Source organism: Actinoplanes sp. SE50/110, from assembly GCF_900119315.1.
GTDB lineage: Bacteria > Actinomycetota > Actinomycetes > Mycobacteriales > Micromonosporaceae > Actinoplanes.
Genome location: NZ_LT827010.1, coordinates 8,061,073 through 8,082,816, shown reverse-complemented (window position 1 = coordinate 8,082,816; position 21,744 = coordinate 8,061,073). Strand labels below are relative to the sequence as shown.

Sequence of the window (21,744 nt, the reverse complement as noted above, 5' to 3'; positions counted from 1 at the left end):
GAGCGCGACCGCGGGCGGGAAAGTCCGGATCATGAGTTCCTCCGCAGATCGGCGGCGGTCAGGCCGACGATGATCAGCCCGGCCACGTGGGTGGCCGCCAGTACCGCCACCGCCGCTGCCAGCGGCCCGGAGCCCCGCTGCTGTAGCAGCGGCATGGCCAGCGTCGACAGCGGCACCGCCGCCAGGGTGGCGGCGATCCCGGTGCGGTTGCGGGCGGCGAGCAGGAAGGTGATCGCGAAGACCCCGCCGAGCAGGGTGCCGGCAGCCAGGGCGAGGACCGCGTCACGGCTGCCGGCGGTGCCGGTCAGACCGGCCGGCAGGCGGTACGCGGCGACCGCCAGCGCCGCGCCGGCGGCCAGCGGGGGCAGCAGGCCGGCCAGCGTGATCGCGGTGACGTTGCGGATGTGCCGGTTCAGGTCGTCGACGGATCCGGCGGAATCGAGGCCGGCTTCGATGCGGGCGGTGTGCCAGCCGATCAGCGCTTCCAGGATGGGCACCGCGAGCAGCAGGGGCAGCGCCGCCGGGGCGGGGGTGACAGCCGGACCGGATCGCCAGAGCAGGGCGACACAGACCGCCTGGGAGATGCCGATGACCAGGTAGGCGAGGCCGCGACGGCGTTCGGCCGCGGTCAGGCGCGGGATGCGGCATTCGCGGCCGAGCAGCACGGCGGGGCGGAACGCCCGGATCACCACGGCGACGACCGCGGCCGGAAGCAGCGTTTCCACCGGGACGTGCCGGGTCCAACCGGCCCCGGCGGCGGTGGCGAGCACGGCGGCGGCCAGCAGCCAGCACGGGATGTACCAGAGGATCACCGCGCTCTCGGCGCGGGTGACCAGGGCGGCGGTGACCGTGGCGAGCGCGGCGAGTCCGCCGGCGCCGACCGCGGCGGCGAGCAGGCGGTCGGGGCCGAGCAGGCCGGCCGGGGCGATCCAGACCAGGGCGCACCAGAGCGCGGTGACGGCGGCGAAGCCGGCGCCGATCAGGCGGACCGCGGCTTCCGGCCCGGCCCGCCGGGCGACGGTGACGCCGACGCTGGTCAGGGCCTGGGCGGCGGCCCAGCCGAGGAGCAGGGTGACGGCGGGGACGGGCCAGGCGACCCGGCTGAGCGCGCCGGCCGCGGCCACGGTGACGCTGAGCGGGCCGAGGTAGAGCAGGCAGCGCAGGATCACCGGGAGCAGGAAGGTCGGGGCCCAGCGGCGTTTGGCGCGCCGGCCGGTGCGGATCTCGGCACCGGGTTCGCGGTCGCCTTCGGCGAAGGCGCGCCAGGCGGCTTCGGCGGCGGCTGCTTTGGCGAGGCGGGCCGGGGTCAGCTCCCGCGAGCCTTCCGGATCCGGCAGATCGAACGGTTCCGCGGCGAAGGGTTCCGCGGCGAAGAGTTCCGCGGCGAAGGGTTCCGCGGCGAAGGGTTCCGCGGCGAAGGGCTCGTCCGCGGCGAAGGGCTCGTCCGCGAACGGCTCGGCGACGATCGACTCCGCCATGAAGGGCTCGGCGGCGAACGATTCCGCGGCGAAGGATTCCGCGGCGAAGGGCTCGGCGGCGAACGACTCCGCGGCGAAGGACTCCGGGATGAAGGGCTCCGCAACGATGGGGGCCTCGGCGTCGCGGCTCTGGTCCAGCTCCCACTGCTGGTAGCGGGCGTTCCAGGCGCCGTTGGGAATCTCCGGATCGGCGGCGCGGGAACGCCGCCGCGGAACGACCCGACCCGGCCTTCCGCTATCATACTCGGGCATTTCGCCCACATTAAACTCATCCGGGAACGCCCACTCCCGCCGAGGTCGCGGTGTGTCTCCCGGAAGCGGCTGCGCCGCATTCCGATCCCGTTCCACCCAGGCCCGCTGTCCACGTCCCGCGCCGCGGTGGTCCCTCTCCCCGATTGCGCGGTACGCGTGAGCCTCCCCCGCCGTCTCCGCGGGATCCTCGCCGGTGGTCTCCTCCGGCTGGGTGGCGAGCGCCCGCGCCAGCCCGGCGAACAGCAGCGTCTCCGCCGCCCCGTCGATCGGCGACCGGGGCTCCTGCGCGTGCCGCGCCGGCGTCCCGAACAGGAACGTCTCGGTCAGCGGCGTCACTTCCCGCCGTGGCGGCGCATCCGGTTCCGCGGCGACGTTCCACCCGGCCGGCCGGGTGAACAGGATCGTCTCGGCGGCCGGCAGCCCCTCGAAGTCCGGGTTCGCCCCGGCCGCTTCGGGCGCCGGCGCCGGGAAGAGCTGCGTCTCGGCCGGCGGCACCGGGTCCCCGGCGGCCGGGAACGGCCCGGGCTCGGGGGCCGGCGGCGGCTCGTCGCCGACGGCCGGTTTCACGAACAGCAGCGTCTCGGCGACCGCCGTCTCCCGCTCGGAGTCCGACATCACCTCGTACAGCCGCGCCCCCAGCCCGTCGGTCGCGGCGGGGCCGTGCTGACGGCGTACCGCATCGGCATTCTCCTCGTAGCGATCCGGGAGGGGAGGCCGCCGCCGCGCACCGGGCATCTCCTCCGGGCCCGGCCCGCCGAACCCGTGCCGGGGCTCGCCCGGCGCCGGCGCACGCCGTCGCCGGGTGCGGGCAGCGGTCCGCGAGCCTCCCGCGGTCCCGCGTGGGGGAGTGATCGTCATTTCAGTCCTCCCTGGTCAGCCAGCGCAACGTGGCCGGGGTCTCGGTCCGGGGCGCCGGAACGGCGAGCGCCAGTTCGAAAGCCGGCGCCGGGGGCGGCGCGGCAAGATCGGTGTAGAGAGCGCCGTACACCCGCACCACCCGGTCGACGGTGAAGTGGTTCAGCGCGCGCTGCCGGGCCGCGTCGCCCAGCGCCCGCCGGCGCGGTGTCGCCCGCAGCAGCTCGACGATCGCGATGGCCAGCTCGGACGGGTCGTCGGCGGGCACCACCACCCCGGTGTCGCCGAGCGTCTCGGCCGCCGGGCCGATGTCGACGGCCACCACCGGGCGACCCGACATCATGGCTTCGACCAGGCGGTACGGCGGGTCGGACGGGCCCGGCACGTGCGCCACCACCTGGCCGACGGTGAAACGCTCCCGCGGGTCGGCGGGCAGCGGATGCAGCCGGATCGCCCGGCCCAGCCCGGTCAACTCGATCTGGTCGGCGCAGTGCTCCTCGTGCGCGGCGGTCACCCCGACCAGGTGCAGCACGGCGCCCGGGAGAGCCGCCGCCACCTCGGTGAACGCGTCCAGCACCAGGGTCAGCCCACTGTCCGGACCACCGCTGCCGGCCCACACCACGGTCGGCGGATCCTCCAGCTCGGCAGCGCCCGGGAAGCTCTTCGGATCCACCCCGACCGGCACCTGTACCAGCCGGGTCGGCTCGGCGCCCAGATTGAGCGCCCAGCCGTGGTGGTACGCGCTCAGTGGCGCGATGATCTCCGCCTCGGCATACCCGGTCCGGGCCACCGCGCTGCGGAACCGCCGCAGCACCAGTCGGACCGCGGGTGACAGGCGTTCCTCGGCCGGCCGCTGCCGGGTGACCGGGGTGCGCGCCTCGGTCAGCAGCAGTGGCGTGCCCGTCCGCCACCGGCCGGAGAGCGCCGCGAGCAGCGGCGTGGTGCCGCCCACGCAGTGCACCAGATCCACTTCGGGAAACGGTACGGCGAGCGCCCGCAACGCGTGCCGCAGCAGCATGGCGGCGGTCCGGGCGTCGCGCACGCTGAGCTTCGGCAGGGTGTCCGGGACCGGCTGCGGCCCCCAGCGCCACGCGTCCATCAGCTTGTCGGCCAGTGGGAGGCGGGGCAGCGGGCTCGGCCGGTTCACCGCCATCTCCGCGATGGTGCGCAAACCCTCGGCGAACACGTCGGTCGCGGTCTCGTCGAGCAGGCCGTGACAGAGCTGGGCGACCGCGTCCCCGGCACCGCCGGGCAGGTGCGCGCGGCGGCGCTGGGCACCGGCCGGCTCCCGGCCCAGCGCGACGACGCGCGACGAGGCGACATGGGACGGAAGCGGGTAGGCGGGCGCGGACGGCAGTTCCCGGTCGGTGACGGTCAGCAGCTCGAAGCGGAAGCGGTGCAGTCCTTCGACGAGCGACCGGCACCATCCTCCGAGGGCGTCCCGGCGGTACGGGTATCCGCCGCCGGTGAGCAGACAGATGCGCTCGCGGGACGGGGTCGGATTCACGCTGGAGGCAACGACAGAAGACCCCCGGGCTAGCGGAGCATGTCAGCTAGGCGACAGAAATAAGACCCTTATGTCCTAATTTGTCGTCCATGTTTGCCCGTTTTTGCCCGAAAGGCCACGGTGTTCGGGGGGTAGTGCGCGGCTGCTGCGGGTGCGATGGGTGGCGGGCATCCGGCCCTGGCGTTCTCGGCGGGTGATGCCACCATTCGCCCACGGCATCGACAGATGATGGCCCGTCGGCGGCGTGGGTGGCGCGCAGTGGGGTGGGTGGGGTCGGTGGTTGGTGAGCGGACGCGGGATTTTCCTGATCAAATGAGTGGCCCGCAGGTGTCACCGACGCGTACGGTGTTGATCGAACTTCGTCGAGTGAGATGATCGGGCAGTGTCTCACTGTGGGCGACAAAACCGCCTTGAACACGCAAATTCGCTGTTCAAGAACCCCTGGTGGCGTGATTCACTAACGTCGGCCGCGCTGCTGCATGCGCTCGGCTTGACGGAGTAGGGGTAGGGGCGGACTATGGAGGGGTCGCCAGTCGCGCCCACTCATGCCCCGGCCCGCTTCGTGGCTTGAGCTTAAGCACCTAAAGGATTCCACCACAGCAGTGGCGGGATTCTGTGCTCACGCGTGCCCGTGAGTGCTTCGGTGCGGCAGTTTGCGCTGGGCGCGTCATGGCCGGCCGTTCCCGGCGAAGCATTTCATATACGAGACGCACCGCGTCACAAGGAGTCACGATGGCGAAGGCCCTCTACGGCCACGTAGGTGCGGCGCCCGATCGGCGCCTGCTCGACGAGGTCACCCGACTGCGTTCCAGGGTGCAATCCTTGGAGTTCGAGATCACCCGCCTCCGGGCGGAGAATGATCGTCTTGCGGCGGCGGCCGCCGAGGCGGACGACATTCTGCGGCTGACCGAGCCGGCCCTGACCTGAGCTCCACCGACCGCCGGGACGTTTCTGCGGGGTGACTGACCGGCGATCATCCCCCGAATGCACCACAACGCATCAAAGAAAAGCGCGCCTCCACATCCGTGGCGGCGCGCAGTTTTTTGTGCGGGATATGAGAACGGCAAAGGCCACACGCGGATGGTCAGCGTGACAAGCACCACGCGTGATCACGCCATGGCGTAGCGCATTATCGAGAACCGCAACCGCCCCTTCCGCGGGCGGAGCCGAACAGTGGCAGTCCCGTTGCGCCGGCCGCCACCGAAGATGCCGGCGACACGGGCCGCGATCCGGTCGCCGGGCGCGCCGCCGGATCCGATTGGGGCGCGCGGTATGCGCCATGCGGGCACGGATCGGACGGCGTGCGCGGTAACACGCCCCGCGGGCACGGCGCGCCGCCGGTGCCGGGCTGCGGCGTGCTGGAGGAACCCGGCTTGGCGGGATCGCGCCGGGTGCACTCCCGCGGTGCGGAGTGCCGGCGTCGGTGGTGCGGTGAAGGTGCCCCGGGATGCCGCGCGCGGAGCGCGCCGTGCGGGGGAAAGGGTGGATATTCCGGGTGGCGCGCGGAGTCGGGCGCGCCGTAGCGGTGCCTCACGCAACCCGTGCGGGTAGCCTGCCACCCAGCAGGAGACCGTTGACCACCGGCAAGGCACACCGCTGACCATCTTGTGGAAGTCCGCCGAACCGGAGAAAGATTGCCGACCTTCAGCAGACTGCCGACCCTCGGAGATCCGTGCACCTCAAGAGCCTGACGGTGAAGGGCTTCAAGTCCTTCGCGTCCGCCACCACGTTGCGGCTGGAACCGGGCATCACCTGTGTGGTGGGGCCCAACGGGTCCGGCAAGTCCAACGTCGTCGACGCCATCGCCTGGGTGCTGGGCGAGCAGGGGGCGAAGGCGCTGCGCGGCGGCAAGATGGAGGATGTCATCTTCGCCGGCACGGCCGGCCGGGCGCCGCTGGGGCGGGCCGAGGTGACGCTGACCATCGACAACAACGACGGCGCGCTGCCGATCGACTACACCGAGGTGTCGATCACCCGGCGGATGTTCCGGGACGGCGCCAGCGAGTACGAGATCAACGGCAACTCCTGCCGCCTGCTCGACATCCAGGAACTGCTCAGCGACTCCGGCATCGGCCGGGAGATGCACATCATCGTCGGCCAGGGCCGGCTGGACGCGATGCTGCACGCGAAGCCGGAGGATCGCCGCTCGTTCATCGAGGAGGCGGCCGGGGTCCTGAAACACCGTAAGCGCAAGGAGAAGGCGGTCCGCAAGCTCGACGCGATGCAGGTCAACCTGAACCGGTTGAACGACCTGACCGCCGAGTTGCGCCGCCAGCTCAAGCCGCTGGGCCGGCAGGCCGAGGTGGCGCGCCGGGCCGCGGGCATCCAGGCCGATCTGCGCGACGCGCGGCTGCGGCTGCTCGCCGACGACCTTTTCACCCTGCGTACGACGTTGGACCGGGAGATCGCCGACGAGGCGGCGATGAAGGACCGCCGCGCCGAGGTGGAGGCGGAGAACCGGGAGGTCCAGCGGATGCTGGCCGACCTGGAGTTCGCGCACGCCGAGGACGCGCCCCTGCTGCAGGCCGCGCAGGACACCTGGTACAAGCTGTCCACCCTGCAGGAGCGGTTCCGGTCGACGGAGCAGCTGGCCACCGAGCGGCTGCGGCACCTGGCCGCCACCCCGGACGACGAGCGGCCGGGCCGGGACCCGGACATGCTGGAGGCCGAGGCGGAGCGGGTCCGCGAGCAGGAGGAGGAGCTCCGCGAGGCGCTCACCGACGACCAGATGCGGCTGGCCGAGGCGGTCGAGCACCGGCAGGACCTGGAGCGGCAGCTGGCCGCGGCCGAGGGTGAGCTGCGCGCCGCCGCGAAGGCGATCGCCGACCGCCGCGAGGGTCTGGCCAAGCTGGTCGGCAACGTGAACGCGGCGCGGGCCCGGACGTCCAGCGCGGCCGAGGAGATCGAGCGGCTGGCCGCCGCGCACGAGGACGCGCTGATGCGGGCCGAGGCGGCACAGGCCGAGGTCGACGTGGTCGCCGCCGAGTCGTCGGACGCCGACCGGGACAACGCCGATCTGGACGCCCGGCACGACGAGGCGGTGGCCGCGCACGACAAGGCGGCCGCCGTGGTCCGCGAGCTGTCCGACGCGGAGCGGGCCGCGGAGAAGGACGCGGCCAGCCTCAAGGCCCGCGAGGAGGCGCTGGCGCTCGGCCTCAAGCGTAAGGACGGCGCCGGCGCGCTGCTGGCCAAGGCCGGTCAGGTGCCGGGTCTGCTGGGCAGTCTGGCGTCGATGCTCTCGGTGCGGCCGGGATACGAGACGGCGCTCTCCGCGGCCTTGGACACGCTCGCCGACGCGGTGGCGCTGGCGAGTCTGGACGAGGCGGTCGAGGCCGTCCGTACGCTGAAGATCGCGGATGCCGGCCGGGCCGCGCTGGTCATCGCCGCGCCGGCCGGGCCCGGTATGCAGGGATCGCTGGACGCCTTGCGTCCGGCGTTGCCGGAGGGTGCCCTGTGGGCGCCCGACGTGATCGACTGCCCCGAGCAGATCCGCCCGGCGCTCAACCGCGCCCTGCGGGACGTGGTGCTGGTGCCGGATCTGGCCGCGGCCGCCACACTGATCGCCGGGAACGCCGAGCTGCGCGCGGTCACCCCGGAGGGCGACGTGCTCGGGGCCTGGGCCGCGGCCGGCGGTTCGGCGAAGGCGACGAGCTACATCGAGGTGCAGGCCGCGGTCGACGAGGCGAAGGCCGGTCGGGCCGCCGCCGAGGAGCGGATCGCCGAGCTCAAGGAGCAGCTGTCCGAGGTCCGGGCCCAGGTCGCCGAGCTCAAGCAGGCGGTGCAGGTCGCGGCCCAGGCGAAGCGGGCCGCCGAGGGCGAGCGCAACGCGGCCGCCCGCCGGCTGGCCGAGTTGGGCGCCGCGGCCCGCTCGGCGAGGGCGGAGAGCGAGCGGCTCGGCGCGTCCCGGCAGAAGGCGGAGGCGGCCCGGGAGGCCGACCTGATGCGGGTGGCCGAGCTGGAGGAGCGGCTGCGGCTGGCCGAGGACACCCCGATCGACGAGGAACCGTCGACCGAGGAGCGCGACCGGCTGGCCGCGCTGGTGCCGCAGGCCCGGCAGAACGAGATGGAGGTCCGCCTCGCGGTCCGCACCGCCGAGGAGCGGGTCTCGTCGATCGCCGGGCGGGCCGATTCGCTGCTGCGTCAGGCGAACCAGGAGCGGCAGGCCCGGGAGCGGGCGGCGGCCCGCCGGGCGGCCCGGGCCCGGGGTGCGGAGATCGCGCGGGCGGTCGCGGCCGGGGCGGGCACCGCGCTGGCCCGGTTGACCGGATCGCTGGTCGCCGCGGCCGAGACCCGGGACCGGATCGCGCACGAGCGAACCAGTCGCGAGGCCGAGCTGCAGGAGGTCCGCGCCACCGCGAAGCGCCTGGTCACCGAGCTGGAGCGGCTGACCAGTGAGGTGCACCGGGACGAGATGGCCCGGGCCGAGCAGCGGATGCGGATCGAGCAGCTGGAGGTCAAGGCGGCCGAGGACTTCTCGCTCGACGTGGACACCCTGATCACCGAGTACGGCCCGGAGCAGCCGGTGCCGCCGACCCAGGCCGAGGTGGCCGCCGCGGAGCGGGACGGCAAGCCGGCGCCGGAGCCGGTCCCGTTCCACCGGGCCACTCAGGAGAAGCGGGCGAACAAGGCGGAACGCGACCTGACCATGCTCGGCAAGGTCAACCCGCTGGCGCTGGAGGAGTTCGCCGCGCTGGAGGAGCGTTTCAAGTTCCTCTCCGACCAGCTGGAGGACCTGAAGGCGACCCGCAAGGACCTGCTCACCGTGGTCAAGGACGTGGACGACCGGATCCTCGAGGTGTTCACCTCGGCGTTCGAGGACACCGCCCGCGAGTTCCAGCAGGTCTTCCAGGTGTTGTTCCCGGGCGGTGAGGGCCGGCTGATCCTGACCGACCCGGAGGACATGCTGACCACCGGTGTCGAGGTGGAGGCCCGGCCGCCGGGCAAGAAGATCAAGCGGTTGTCGCTGCTCTCCGGTGGGGAGCGCTCGCTGACCGCGGTCGCCATGCTGTGCGCGATCTTCCGGGCCCGGCCCTCGCCGTTCTACATCATGGACGAGGTCGAGGCGGCCCTCGACGACGTCAACCTCGGCCGGTTGATTACGCTCTTCCAGCAACTTCGGGAGAAGAGCCAGCTGCTGATCATCACGCACCAGAAGCGGACCATGGAGGTCGCGGACGCCCTCTACGGCGTCACCATGCGAGCCGGCGTCACGCAGGTGATCAGTCAGCGGCTCAACCGCGACACGGAGGATTAGAAGAGAATGCGCGACCGCGCCCGGGCCCTGCTCATCGACCTGGACGGCGTGCTGCGCCGCTTCGACCCGGCCCCGATGATCGCCGTCGAGGTGAGGTACGGGCTGAAACCGGCCGCCCTGCTGGAGACTGCGATGTCGTGGGACATCTACCGGCCCGCGATGGCCGGCGAGATCACCGACGAGGAGTGGATGCGGCTGGTCGCCGACCGGCTGCCGCTGGAGCCCGCCGAGGCGGCCGCCGCGGTGGCCGAGTGGCAGCCGGCCCGGCTCGGCGAGGTGGACCCGGACGCGCTGGAGTTCGTCCGCGGGGTGCGCGCCGCCGGCCGCCCGGTCGGGCTGGCCACCAACGCCACCGACCGGCTGCGCGCCGACCTCGACGCGCTCGGTCTGACCGCCGAGGTGGACGTGGTGCTCAGCTCGTGGGAGATGAAGGTGCACAAGCCCGCACCGGAGTACTTCGAGCAGGCGTGCCAGGCCATCGGCGTACCCCCCGGGCAGGTGCTCTTCGTCGACGATGACGACCGGGTGATCCGGGGCGCGCGGTCGGCCGGTCTGTCCGGATATCGGTGGGCCGGTACCGAGCATGTGCCGTATCTCCGGAAAGCGCTCGACATCGATTCGTGACCGGAATCCGGAACGATGGGGCGCATGTCGGCTTTTCGCGGCTTGACCGCGGTGCTCCTGCTCCTGGGTGTGGCGGCGTGCGACGTCGCCCACGACGGCGAGCCGCTGTACACCGCCGGCACCCCGGCGCCGGCGGGAAGCGGCCCGGCGCCGGCCGGCTTCGCGCCGGTCGGCCCGGGTGACCGGATCCAGCCGGGGCGGCAGCTCACCTTCGCGACCGTGCAGTCCGGCGGCCGGTGGATGCTCACCGTCGGCGCGGACGGGGTCGTGGTGCTCACCGACCATCTCGTCGACCAGGCGCTGTTCGTGGTCACCGAGACCACGCCGGGCGCCGGCCGGTTCCTGCTGAAGACGGCGACCGGCGAGCAGTCCTGCCTGCAGGTGCACTCGCCGGGCAGGGGCAGCGCGCTGCGGCTCAAGACGGCGCCCTGCGACCCGGCCCAGCACGATCAGATCTTCACCTTCCCGCTGGCGCACGACGGCAAGGGTGTGCTGATCGAGGTGAACGGTCTCTACGCCTTCGCCGCCACCGACGGCGGCCCGCTGGTGGTGCAGGAGAGCGGCGAGGGCGACGCGATGACCGCCTTCTCCGTCCGCGACCAGGGCCCCGCCTAACTGCCGGTGACGCCGTCGATCCGCTCGCGGAGCAGGTCGGCGTGGCCGTTGTGCCGGGCGTACTCCTCGATCATGTGGGTGTACACCCAGCGCAGGCTGATCGGCCCGCGCCGGCCCGGGAACTCGTGCTCCAGCGGCAGCTCGGCCACGGCCGCGTCACACACCTCGATCTCGGCGAGGAAGGCGGCGAAGTTGGCCTCCGCGTTCGCCCCCGGCACGTCGTCGAAGTCGCCGTCCTGGTTGTCGTCGGTGCAGTAGACGTCGCCCACCGTGGGGTCCTGCAGCGTGCGGTTGCGGAACCACCAGCGCTCCACCTCGGTCATGTGCCGGACCAGGCCGAGCAGGGTCAGCCGGGACGGCTCGGCGCTGGCCAGCTTGAGCTGCTCGGCGGTCAGGCCGGCGCACTTGAGCAGCAGCGTCTGCCGGTGATAGTCGAGCCAGCCCTGGAGCATGGCGCGCTCGTCGCCGGTGTGCGGTTCGGGTACGCGGTGCGCCTCGGGCGCGGTCCAGGTAGTCATCGACGCCATCCTGGCGCAGCCCGGCGCCCACCGCACCCCGATTTCACGGCCGGTACGTGGTCGCCACCACCTCGTGCAGCCGCCCGTCCTTGGTGGTGCCCTCGATGTGGGTCCGCGCGGTGGCGCCGTCCAGGATCAGCGTGCCGATCGCGTTGCCGAAGTACGGCCCGGAGAGCCGTTTCCACCGGATCAGCGGCTTGGCCGCCCCGGCCGACCGGGCCAGCCCACGGGCGACCCGGGCGACCGGTGGCAGCCAGCTGACCCGCATCAGCGGGCGCAGCGGCAGGGGCACCTCGTTGTGGATCGGGGAACAGGTCAGCTGCATCACCGGGGTGGCCATGGCGTGCCCGAAGTCGGCCCGGGCCACGTACGAGTGGTGCACGTCCCCGGAGAGCACGCTGATCGACGCGGGCGCCGCGTACGCCCCACCGGCGCCGACCCGGTGCCCGGGCGCGCCCACGCCGCCCTCACCGAGCCGCCGGAACAGCTCGCCGAGCGCCGCGAACGACTTGCCGAACGCGGCCCAGTGCTCCAGGTCGAAGGCGCGCCGCACCTTCTCCCCGAAGGCCGCCCAGCGCGGGCTCCAGGACTCGGTGATCGCCTCGTTCCACGCCTCCAGGTGGTGGATGGCGGGCGGCATCAGCCACGGCAGCGAGGAGCCGATCACCAGGTGGTCGTAGTCGCCGTGGGCCTGGTCGAGGAACCAGTCCCACTCGGCGGCCGGCAGCATCGCCCGGGCGCCCGGGGTGAGCACCCGGTTGCACCTGTTGTCCAGCACCACCAGCCGGGTGCGGCCCAGGTCCAGCGCGAAGCTCCACTGGTAGGGCACGTCGGTGTTCTCCGCCGAGCCCGGGTCGTCGACCGCCAGCCCGAACTCGCGCAGCAGGTCGGTGGCGTCTCCGGCGACCGACACCTTCTGGAACAGCGGGTCGGCGTCCAGCTGGTCCGGGCTCAGGTTGCCCAGGTGCTGATAGACCCAGTAGGAGCCGAGCCCGCCGGCGATCCGCTCCCGCCACCACGGCTGCCGGGCCATGTCGGCCCGCCAGGACGCCGAGGTGTTCCAGTCGTCGATCAGCTCGTGGTCGTCGAAGATCATCACGCTGGGCACGGTGGAGAACAGCCAGCGCACCTCCGGGTCGCGCCACGACTCCAGGTAGAGCTTCGTGTACTCCTCGAAGGTGACCACCTGGTCGGCCGGCCCGTCGTGCCCGGCCGCGCGGCGCCGGCGCAGGAACCGGCGCACCTTGTGCGAGGTCTCGTCGGCGTACACCTGGTCGCCGAGCAGCACCAGCAGGTCGGGGCGGTGCTCCGGCTCGGCCATCAGGCGCCGCGCGTACGCGTCCAGCGCGTCCGGCGGCAGCTGCCGCCCGGTGGCCTGCGGGGTGGCCTGCCGGCACGAGCCGTAGAGCAGGCTGACCGGCTGCGCGGCGTCGTCGGCGGCCCGGGTACGGATCACCGAGGGCGGGTACGGCGTGCCGGCGACCGGCCACACCTCACGGTCGTCGAGCAGCACCCGGTACGCGTGCGCGGCGTCCGGGGCGAGCCCGCCGACCACCACCAGGGCGTAGTGGTGCCCGTACGCCGAGAAGGTCGGGGCGGACCCGGCGGCGCCGCCGTCGGTCTCGACCCGCACCTGCGCGGGGGCGCTCGTCTCCACCCAGATCGTCGCGCGATCGGCGACGACCCGGCGGAGCACGGGCCCGATGAGGAGTTGCGCGGTCACGGCACCGGCCTTCCAATGGTCTGGGGGTGCCCACATCCTTCCCAATGACCACCCCGAATCGCCAGTACGTGGCCCACGCCACGGCCGGGCGGCGCATCTGTCAGGATTTCGGCATGGAATACGTGGTCACCGCATTGATCCTGCTGGTCGTCCTGGTCGTGGGCGCGGTGGGACTGGTCGTGCCCCGGATGCGCCGCAAGGAGCTTCCGCCGCCGACGGTTCCGCAGGTGCCCGCGGAACAGGAGCTGCCGCCGCTCATCGAGAAGCCGGTCGAGCCGGTCGAGCCGGTCGAGGTGGTTCAGGAGCCGCCGGCGCCGGTCGTCGAGACGCCCGAGCCGACCGCCGGCCGTCTGGTCCGGCTGCGGGCCCGGCTGGCCCGCTCGCAGACCGCCCTGGGCCGGGGTCTGCTCAGCGTCCTCTCCCGGGACCACCTGGAGGACGACGACTGGGAGGAGATCGAGGACAGCCTGATCACCGCGGACGTCGGCGTCGAGGCCACCCAGGTGATCGTCGCGCGGCTCAGGGAGCGGGTCCGGGTCCTCGGCACCCGGACCGTCGCCGGGGTGCGCGAGCAGCTCGTCGAGGAGCTGGTCGCGGCCCTCGAACCGGATCTGGACCGCAGCCTGCGGACCGCCCCGCACGACGGCCGCCCCGCGGTGGTCATGGTGGTCGGGGTCAACGGCGCCGGCAAGACCACCACCTGCGGCAAGATCGGCCGGGTGCTGATCGCCGACGGCCGGACCGTGCTGTTCGGCGCGGCCGACACGTTCCGCGCCGCGGCTGCCGAGCAGCTGGCCACCTGGGGCGAGCGGGTCGGCGCGGAGACGGTCCGCGGGCCGGAGGGCGGCGACCCGGCCAGTGTCGCGTTCGACGCGGTCAAGCGGGGCATCGACACCGGGATCGACACCGTGCTGGTGGACACCGCCGGCCGGCTGCAGAACAAGGTCGGCCTGATGGACGAGCTCGGCAAGGTCAAGCGGGTGGTGGAGAAGCACGGTCCGGTCGACGAGACGCTGCTGGTGCTGGACGCCACGACCGGGCAGAACGGGCTGGAGCAGGCCCGGGTGTTCACCGAGGTGGTGGATGTCACCGGGGTGGTGCTGACCAAGCTGGACGGCACCGCGAAGGGCGGAATCGTCATCGCGGTCCAGCGCAAGCTGGGTATTCCGGTCAAGCTGGTGGGCCTGGGCGAGGGCCCGGACGATCTGGCGCCGTTCGAACCCGCGGCCTTCGTCGAGGCCCTCCTTGGGGAGACCGCGTAGGCTCGGTCCTGTTTCACCGGACATTTCTCAGGGAGGCCGTGGGTGACGCAGGAGCCGCTGCGCGAGATACCGCTGCACGGTGGCAACGTCAGCACGGTGTCCCGGGTCGGTGACACGGTCCGGCGTAACGCCGGACCGTGGACGCCCGCCGTCCACGCGCTGCTCAACCATCTGGAGCGGGTCGGGTTCACCGGCTCGCCCAGCGCGCTGGGCATGGACGAGAAGGGCCGCGAGGTGCTCACCTACCTCGACGGCGAGTGCGGGGAGTATCCGCTGGCCCCGCACTGGGTGACCGAGGAGGCGCTGGTCACGGTCGCCACCATGCTGCGGATGTTCCACGACGCGCAGTACGGCTTCGTGCCCCCGCCCGGCGCGGTCTGGCGCTCGTTCGGCCCGCCGCCGCCGGACACCGAGGTGATCTGTCACCACGACGCCGCCCCGCATAACGTGGTCTGGCGGCCGGACGGCACGCTCGCGCTGATCGACTTCGACTTGGCCTCGCCCGGCTCCCGGATCTACGACGTGGCCTACGCCGCGTGGACCTGGGTCCCGCTGTTCAGCGACCGGGATTCGTACACGCTGGGCTGGAAACGGCCGAACCGGCCGCGCCGCCTGCGGCTGTTCGCCGACGCCTACGGGCTGATCCCGCGCGACCGGCACCGGCTGGTCCGCACCATAAGGAAACGGATCGTCGACCACGTCGAGGGAATCCGCCGGATGGCGGCCGCCGGCGACCCGGCCTTCGTCCGGATCGTGCACAAAGGACATCTACGCAGGCCGATGCGGGATCTCCGGTTGCTGGATTACGAACGGCACACCCTGGAGTACGCCCTCCGGTGATCAACGGCTTGTGAGAGTTTCTTCACACGTCGGAAACAACCCGTGACGCGCCGGAAATCGCGCGTAGACCGTGCTCGAAACAGCCAGCCGACACAGTCTGCGTCGAACCGGCCGACACGGCGAAGCTGCCCCTCGGTCGCGTGTTGGAGAGGACACCTGATCCGAGAGGAGGCAGAGCGATGGACACCGGTAATACCGCGTGGTTGCTCCTGTCGTCTGCACTCGTTTTGCTCATGACCCCCGGCCTGGCGCTCTTCTACGGTGGCCTCAACCGGTCCAAGGGCACCCTGAACATGATGATGATGAGCTTCTCCAGCATCGGGATCGTCTCGATTCTGTGGGCGCTCTACGGCTTCAGCCTCTCGTTCGGCGCCAGCGGCAACGCCCGCCTGAACAACATCATCGGCAACCTCACCCAGTACGGCGGCACCGACATCAGCTGGGCCGGTGACCTCTGGGGCACCACGAAGATCCCGGTCTACGTCTTCATGGCCTTCCAGATGATGTTCGCCATCATCACGGTCGCCCTGATCAGCGGCTCCCTCTCGGATCGCCTGAAGTTCGGCGGCTGGGTGCTCTTCGCCATCGGCTGGTTCACCGTCGTCTACGTCCCGGTGGCCCACTGGGTCTGGGGCGGTGGCTGGATCGGGGCGAAACTGCACGCCCTCGACTTCGCCGGTGGTACCGCGGTGCACATCAACGCCGGCGCCGCGGCGCTCGGTGTGATCCTGGTCCTCGGCAAGCGGGTCGGCTGGCCGCGGGACAACATGCGCCCGCACAACGTCCCGTTCGTCGCCCTCGGTGCCGGCCTGCTCTGGTTCGGCTGGTTCGGCTTCAACGCCGGCTCCGAGCTGACCGTCGACAGCGTCACCGGTGTCGCGTTCGTCAACACGCAGCTCGCCACCGCCGCCGCGCTGGTCGGCTGGGTCGCCGTCGAGTGGATCCGGGACAAGAAGCCGACCCTGGTCGGCGCGTCCTCCGGCGCCGTCGCCGGCCTGGTCGCGATCACCCCGGCCTGTGGCTTCATCGCCCCGCTGCCGGCCGTGCTGCTCGGCCTGGTCGCCGGTGCGGTCTGCGCCCTGGCCGTCGGCCTGAAGTACCGCTTCGGCTACGACGACTCGCTCGACGTGGTCGGCGTCCACTTCGTCGGTGGCTGGATCGGCTCGCTCTCCATCGGCCTGTTCGCCACCAACAAGGCCAACAGCGCGATCTCCAGCGCGCTCGGCGCCAAGGACGGCCTCTTCTACGGCGGCGGCTTCACCCAGCTCGGCCGGCAGTTCGTCGGCAGCGCCGCGGTCACCGTGTTCTCCCTGGTCGTGGCGGCCCTGATCGCCTACGTCCTGAAGGCGATCAAGCTGCTGCGGGTCAGCACCGAGGCGGAGATCGGCGGCATCGACATCGCCGACCACGGCGAGAGCGCGTACGACTTCACCCCGGCCGCCGGGTCCGGTGGCGGCAGCGCCTTCGCCCTGGCGGGCCTCGGGGCGGCCAGGACGGTCGACGCCGACGGGAAGGCTGACACCAGCCAGAAGGTCGCCGGTTAATCTCACTCATGGCTGCTGAAGTGGAAGGACTGAGCATGAAGCTGGTGACCGCGGTCATCAAGCCGTACCAGCTCGACGCGGTGAAGGAGGCTCTGCACGCCCTGGGCGTCGCCGGGCTGACCGTGAGCGAGGTGCAGGGATACGGCCGGCAGAAGGGCCACACCGAGGTGTACCGGGGCGCCGAGTACACCGTCGAGTTCCTCCCCAAGATCAAGGTGGAGGTGATCACCGACGAGATCGACGTGGAGAAGATCGTCGACGCGGTGGTGACCGCCTCCCGGACCGGCAAGATCGGCGACGGCAAGGTCTGGGTGACGACAGTCGACGACGTCATCCGGGTCCGCACCGGCGAGCGCGGCCTCGACGCCCTCTGATCCCATGACCAACCCGTTGAGTGAGCCCCCGGCCCCGCCCGCACGGCCGACGGCCGGTGGCTCGCTCGACAAACTGCGCGACCACATCGGGGCCGCGGCACGCGACGAGCGCGCCGCGGCTCTCGACGTCTGGCTGCGTCAGCTGTTCCCCAGTCACCTGCCCGGCGTCAGCCTGCTCGCGGTGGGCGGGCTCGGTCGGCGCGACTGCGCGCCGTACAGCGACCTCGACCTGGTGTTGGTGCACCGCGGGGTGGCCGGCATCGACCGGATCGCCGCCGCGCTGTGGTATCCCATCTGGGACGCCCGGCTCGGCCTCGACCACTCGGTGCGCACCCTGCCCGAGGCGCTGTCGGTCGCCCACGACGACGTCAAGGTCGCGCTCGGGCTGCTCGACGCCCGGCACGTGGCCGGCGACGAGACACTCTCCGCCGAGCTGATCGCGGCCACCGGCGACCAGTGGCGGCGCACCGCCGTACGCCTGATGCCGCAGCTCAAGGAGCTCACCGAGACCCGCTGGGCGAGCCACGGCGAACTGGCCTTCCTGCTCGAAGGCGACCTCAAGGAGGCGGCCGGGGGGCTGCGCGACGTCACCCTGCTGCGCGGCGTCGGCCGGGCCGGGATCGCCGACACCATGCGTCCCGCGGTGCGCGCCGCCACCCTGCGGCTGCTCGACACCCGGGACGCCCTGCACCTGGCCGTCGGCCGTCGCGTCGACCGGCTGGTCGCCCAGGAACGCGGCGCGGTCGCCGGCCTGCTGGAGATCGAGGATCCGGACGCCCTGCTGCGCCGCGTCTCCGGCGACGCGCGGACCGTCGCGCACGCGGTCGACGACGCCTGGCGGGCGATCGACCGGTTGCGCGGCACCCGCCGCCGTGGCGGCATCCCGTCCGCACCGTCGCGCCGCCCGGTCGCCCGGGACGTGGTCGAGCAGGACGGCGAACTCGTGCTGGCCCGCACCGCGATCGGCCCGGTCCCCGACCCCAGCCTGTCCCTGCGGGTGGCCGCCGCGGCCGCCACCGTGCAATTGCCGATCGCCCGGGCCACCTGCGAGTGGCTGGCCGCGTTCTGCCCGCCGCTGCCCACCCCGTGGCCGGCCGCCGCCCGCGCCGCCCTGGTCTCGCTGCTCGGCGCCGGCCCCGGCCTGCTCCCGGCCTGGGAGACCTGCGACCGGTACGGGCTGATCGACGCCTGGCTGCCCGAGTGGGCCCGGATGCGCAGCCTGCCGCAGCACCACCCGATCCACCGGTTCACCCTGGACCGGCACCTGGTGCAGACCGCTTACGAGGCGACCCGGCACGCCCGTGAGGTGGACCGCCCCGACCTGCTGCTGATCGGTGCCTTCCTGCACGACGTCGGCAAGGGCCTGCCCGGCGACCACAGCCTCGTCGGCGCCCCGATCGCCGCGGACATCGCCACCCGGATCGGCCTGCCACCGGCCGACGTGGCCACCGTCGAACGGATGGTCCGGCTGCACTTGCTGCTGCCCGACATCGCCACCCGCCGCGACCTGAGCGACCCGAAGACCATCTCCACGGTTGCCGAGCAGGTCGGCGACCCGGCCACCCTGGACCTGCTGCACGCGCTGGCCCGGGCCGACTCGATGGCCACCGGCCCGGCCGCCTGGTCGGACTGGAAGGGCCGGCTGATGGCCGAGCTGGTCCGCCGGGTGCACACCGCGCTGGACACCGGCGCCCTGCCGGAGCCGCCGGAACCCGATCCGGAACTGCTCAGCGGCACCCTGCCGGTGGTGCACCTGGACGGCGACCGGGTGTCGGTGGCCGCGGCCGACCGTCGCGGCCTGCTCGCCGGGGTGGCCGCCTGCCTCGCCATGCACCGGCTGGACGTGGTCGCGGCGAACACCGGCACGGTGGACGGGCGGGCGATCGTCGAATTCCTCACCCAGCCGCGGTACGGGACGCCGTACGAGCCGGTCGCGCTCGCCGCCGACCTGCGCCGCGTCGCGTCGGGGGACGTCTCGGTGACCCAGCGGGTGCGGGCCCGGGCGATGAGCGCCCGCGGTGGCACCGCCGAACCGAAGGTGATCTGGCAGCGGGCCGCGGCCACCGGCGCGGTCGTCCTGGAGCTGCGCGCCGCCGACTCGCCGGGCCTGCTCTACCGGGTGACCGCGGCGCTGGACGAGGCCGGTGCGGAAATCCGGGCGGCCCGCATCTCCACCCTCGGCGGCGACGTGGTCGACGCGTTCTACCTGGTCGGCGACTGGTCGTCGGACAGCGAACGGGACCGGGTGCGCGACGCCGTGCTGACCGCGGTGTAACCGGCGGGCCGCGACGACCGTTGTAGAACCCGATGATCGGGTCACTGCTGGACGAACAACCGGCGACGCTGGTCGCCGCCGCGGTGCGCAACCGCGCCGTCGGCCTCCGCGACGAGCTGGCCTATGCCGGGCTGCGCGGCACCGGCACGTTGAGCCAGCTGCTGGCCGCCGCCCGTGCCGGGCGCCGCGACTGGCTGCGCGAACGGGGCTGGGCGGTGCAACCCGCCCGGCTGGCGATGCTCGCGCAGATCATCGCGCTGCAGGACGTGCTGCCCGGCGACCGGGCCGACGCGCTGGCCCTCTTCGAGCTGCTCGGCCCACGGGCGGTGCCACCCCGGCAGCGCGCCGTCTACGCCCAGCTGGCCGGGTCCGCCCGGATGCGGGTGGACCGGCAGGTGCGCCGGGAGATCGCCACCGACCTGGCCAACCCGTTCCGGCATCCCGGCCGGTCGGTGCGACGGTGGCTGCGGCGCTTCACCGAGGGGCTGCCGGAGCCCGCGGTCCGCCTGGACGACCGGGCCGACCTGCCGCCCTTCGACCGGCTGACCACGGCCGCGCCGGCGCCGATCGAGCGGCCGGAGAAGATCAGCGTGGTGGTCACCGCGTACCGGCCGGACGAGGGTCTGCTCACCGCCGTCCGGTCGATCGTCCGGCAGTCCTGGCGCAACCTCGAAATCCTGCTCGTCGACGACGCCTCCGGGCCCGGATTCGACGACGTGCTGCGGCGCGCGGTGGCGCTCGACCCGCGGGTGCGGCTGCTGCGGCAGAACGTCAACGCCGGCACCTACGTGGCCCGCAACGCCGGGCTGGACGCCGCCACCGGCGACTTCGTCACCTTCCAGGACTCCGACGACTGGTCCCACCCGCGCCGCCTGGAGCTGCAGGTCACGCCGCTGCTGGCCGATCCGCGACTGGTCGCCTGCACCTCCGACGGGCGCCGGGTCACCGCCGACCTCGTGGTCACCCGGCTCGGCCGGCGCGGCGGCAAACTCAACCCGTCCGCGCTGCTGCTGCGCCGCACCCCGGTCCTGGACCGGGTCGGCTACCTCGATGTGGTCCGCAAGGGCGGCGACTCCGAGTACATCGAGCGGATCGTCGCCGCGTTCGGCCCGCGCGCGGTCCGCCACCTGCCGATCCACCTCGCGCTGATCCGGCTCTCCGGCGGCTCGCTGTCGCGCGCCGAGATCCTGCCCTACTGGATCCACCCGGCCCGCGCCGTCTACCGCTCCGGTTACGTCGCCTGGCACCGCCGGATCGCGGCCGGCGCCACCCCGGCCCACCGGCCGCGCGACGGCGCGAACCGACCCTTCCCGGCGCCCGCCCACCTGTTGCGCTCCGATCGGATTCACCCTTCGATTGCCGCGTACGACGTGATCGTCGCCGCCGACTGGCGCACCCTCGGCGAGAGCCAGCGGTCCGCCCTCGCCGAGATCGACGCCCTGCTCGCCGCCCGGATGCGGGTAGCCGTCCTGCACCTGGAGGACTGGCGGCGGCCCGCCCGGGAACGGATCCCGGTACACCGCACCATCCAGGACCGGGTCAACGCCGGGCGGCTCGGCCAGGTCGCCCTCACCGACGACGCCGAGTGCGGCCTCCTGCTGATCCGGCAGGCCGAGCTGCTCCGCTTCCCCCCGGCCGAACTCCTCTCCCCGCCGTCCCCACCCTCCGCGTCGCCCACCGTTCCGGGAGGTGGACTGCGTCCGGGCCGGGTGCTGGTGCTGGTCGACGAGGAGCCGAGCGGGGCGGTGCGGCCGGTGCCGGTCCTCGGCGCCGAACCGCTGTGGTGCCCGCAGGGGCCGGACCTGCGTGCGGCCCTCACCAGGCTGCCGCTGACCGATTTCGACCTCCCCACGGTCGCTGTGGCGCAGTCCCTGCCGGGGCGGTCGCCGTCCGCACGGCCGGTGGTCGGCGCCGAGATCACCGACCGGCGGCAGCTGGCCCTCCTGGACCGGCTGACCGGGATGGACGTCCGGATCCGGGTCGCCGACGGGGTCCACCTGCCCCGGCAGCCGGCCGGCCGGCTCGTCTACCGCACCGCGGACCTCAGGTCGCTGGACTTCCTGGCCCAGCTCGACTTCTACCTGGACTCGGTCGGCTCGCGGCGGTCGGTGCTGGACGCCGTGGCGATGGGCTGCGTGGTGCTGACCACGGTCCCGGGCCCGGTCGGGCTCCGCTGCCGCCCGGACCGGGTGGCGGGGGCCATCACCCAGATCGTGGCGGATCCGGACCGGGCCGCCGAACGACTCCGCCAGGACCGGTCGACGCTGCGCACCGCCCACGATCCGGCCCTGTTCGTCTCGCGGGTGGCGGCGCTGCTGTCAGCCACCACCTCGGAGCCGGCACCGGACATTTCGGGTGCTGCGGCATCGGACCCGGGCACCTCGGGAGTCGTCGACCCGGGTGCTGCGGCATCGGACCCGGCCACCTCGGGAGTCGTCGACCCGGGTGCTGCGGCATCCGACCCGGCCACCTCGGGAGTCGTCGGTGCGGGGGCCGCGGCTTCGGATGCCGCGGGGGCCCCGGTGCTGCCGGCCGAGGCGGGGGCGGCGGTGCGTAACGCTCCGTAGGTTGCGCCGTTAGGGGATGGAGTGGTCGCCCCCGCGGCCGCGCGCAGGCACGGGAG

The 21,744-nt window shown here is 73.0% G+C and carries 14 protein-coding genes; 10 read left to right on the top strand and 4 right to left on the bottom strand.

Going from position 1 to position 21,744, the window contains the following annotated elements; translation table 11 throughout:
- Positions 1-29: 29 nt before the first annotated feature.
- A complete protein-coding gene (locus ACSP50_RS44475; RefSeq protein WP_014694256.1) occupies positions 30-2,588 on the bottom strand; it encodes a hypothetical protein in 2,559 nt (852 codons plus the stop codon).
- 1 nt (position 2,589) lies between these two features.
- A complete protein-coding gene (locus tag ACSP50_RS36005) occupies positions 2,590-4,092 on the bottom strand; it encodes a DUF3492 domain-containing protein (protein ID WP_014694255.1) in 1,503 nt (500 codons plus the stop codon).
- Between the two features lie 732 nt (positions 4,093-4,824).
- Here ACSP50_RS36005 and ACSP50_RS36000 point away from each other — a divergent pair.
- From ACSP50_RS36000 to ACSP50_RS35985, 4 genes are all read left to right on the top strand, one after another.
- Positions 4,825-5,019 carry a hypothetical protein gene (locus ACSP50_RS36000; protein WP_014694254.1) on the top strand — a complete coding sequence of 65 codons (195 nt, stop codon included), beginning with the start codon at positions 4,825-4,827 and terminating at the stop codon, positions 5,017-5,019.
- A 745-nt stretch (positions 5,020-5,764) separates the two neighbouring features.
- Positions 5,765-9,346 carry a chromosome segregation protein SMC gene (gene smc, locus ACSP50_RS35995; protein ID WP_014694253.1) on the top strand — a complete coding sequence of 1,194 codons (3,582 nt, stop codon included), beginning with the start codon at positions 5,765-5,767 and terminating at the stop codon, positions 9,344-9,346.
- Between the two features lie 6 nt (positions 9,347-9,352).
- A complete protein-coding gene (locus tag ACSP50_RS35990) occupies positions 9,353-9,970 on the top strand; it encodes an HAD family hydrolase (RefSeq protein WP_014694252.1) in 618 nt (205 codons plus the stop codon).
- A gap of 24 nt (positions 9,971-9,994) precedes the next feature.
- Positions 9,995-10,585 (top strand): hypothetical protein, encoded by a 591-nt coding sequence (locus tag ACSP50_RS35985; RefSeq protein ID WP_080128132.1) that lies wholly within the window; start codon positions 9,995-9,997, stop codon positions 10,583-10,585.
- Here ACSP50_RS35985 and ACSP50_RS35980 read toward each other — a convergent pair.
- Together ACSP50_RS35980 and ACSP50_RS35975 are read right to left on the bottom strand one after the other, a co-directional pair.
- Positions 10,582-11,103 (bottom strand): DinB family protein, encoded by a 522-nt coding sequence (locus tag ACSP50_RS35980; RefSeq protein ID WP_014694250.1) that lies wholly within the window; start codon positions 11,101-11,103, stop codon positions 10,582-10,584. The genes ACSP50_RS35985 and ACSP50_RS35980 overlap by 4 nt on opposite strands.
- 43 nt (positions 11,104-11,146) lie before the next feature.
- Positions 11,147-12,826 (bottom strand): alkaline phosphatase D family protein, encoded by a 1,680-nt coding sequence (locus ACSP50_RS35975; RefSeq protein WP_014694249.1) that lies wholly within the window; start codon positions 12,824-12,826, stop codon positions 11,147-11,149.
- A 113-nt stretch (positions 12,827-12,939) separates the two neighbouring features.
- Between ACSP50_RS35975 and ftsY the strand changes: the two genes are divergently transcribed.
- From ftsY to ACSP50_RS35945, 6 genes are all read left to right on the top strand, one after another.
- Positions 12,940-14,088: a signal recognition particle-docking protein FtsY gene (gene ftsY, locus ACSP50_RS35970; protein ID WP_043516227.1), complete on the top strand. Its 1,149-nt coding sequence runs from the start codon at positions 12,940-12,942 to the stop codon at positions 14,086-14,088.
- A 42-nt stretch (positions 14,089-14,130) separates the two neighbouring features.
- The gene (locus ACSP50_RS35965) at positions 14,131-14,928 is read left to right on the top strand and encodes an aminoglycoside phosphotransferase family protein (protein WP_014694247.1); all 798 of its coding nucleotides are present in this window, start codon (positions 14,131-14,133) and stop codon (positions 14,926-14,928) included.
- 179 nt (positions 14,929-15,107) lie between these two features.
- Positions 15,108-16,472, top strand: coding sequence for an ammonium transporter (locus ACSP50_RS35960; RefSeq protein ID WP_014694246.1), 1,365 nt, complete (start codon positions 15,108-15,110; stop codon positions 16,470-16,472).
- 35 nt (positions 16,473-16,507) lie between these two features.
- A complete protein-coding gene (locus tag ACSP50_RS35955) occupies positions 16,508-16,846 on the top strand; it encodes a P-II family nitrogen regulator (RefSeq protein ID WP_014694245.1) in 339 nt (112 codons plus the stop codon).
- A 4-nt stretch (positions 16,847-16,850) separates the two neighbouring features.
- Positions 16,851-19,121, top strand: a complete 2,271-nt coding sequence (locus ACSP50_RS35950) for a [protein-PII] uridylyltransferase (RefSeq protein WP_014694244.1) — start codon at positions 16,851-16,853, stop codon at positions 19,119-19,121.
- 32 nt (positions 19,122-19,153) lie between these two features.
- On the top strand, positions 19,154-21,688 hold the full coding sequence (locus ACSP50_RS35945; protein ID WP_014694243.1) for a glycosyltransferase family A protein: 2,535 nt from the start codon (positions 19,154-19,156) through the stop codon (positions 21,686-21,688).
- Positions 21,689-21,744 lie beyond the last annotated feature (56 nt).

Coding starts and splice junctions, on each gene's coding strand:
- ACSP50_RS35950 (WP_014694244.1), top strand. CDS start 16,851: ATGACCAACCCGTTGAGTGAGCCCCCGGCCCCGCCCGCACGGCCGACG.
- ACSP50_RS36000 (WP_014694254.1), top strand. CDS start 4,825: ATGGCGAAGGCCCTCTACGGCCACGTAGGTGCGGCGCCCGATCGGCGC.
- ACSP50_RS35985 (WP_080128132.1), top strand. CDS start 9,995: ATGTCGGCTTTTCGCGGCTTGACCGCGGTGCTCCTGCTCCTGGGTGTG.
- ACSP50_RS35955 (WP_014694245.1), top strand. CDS start 16,508: ATGAAGCTGGTGACCGCGGTCATCAAGCCGTACCAGCTCGACGCGGTG.
- ACSP50_RS35960 (WP_014694246.1), top strand. CDS start 15,108: ATGGACACCGGTAATACCGCGTGGTTGCTCCTGTCGTCTGCACTCGTT.
- ACSP50_RS35945 (WP_014694243.1), top strand. CDS start 19,154: ATGATCGGGTCACTGCTGGACGAACAACCGGCGACGCTGGTCGCCGCC.
- ACSP50_RS35990 (WP_014694252.1), top strand. CDS start 9,353: ATGCGCGACCGCGCCCGGGCCCTGCTCATCGACCTGGACGGCGTGCTG.
- ACSP50_RS35980 (WP_014694250.1), bottom strand. CDS start 11,103: ATGACTACCTGGACCGCGCCCGAGGCGCACCGCGTACCCGAACCGCAC.
- ftsY (WP_043516227.1), top strand. CDS start 12,940: ATGGAATACGTGGTCACCGCATTGATCCTGCTGGTCGTCCTGGTCGTG.
- ACSP50_RS44475 (WP_014694256.1), bottom strand. CDS start 2,588: ATGACGATCACTCCCCCACGCGGGACCGCGGGAGGCTCGCGGACCGCT.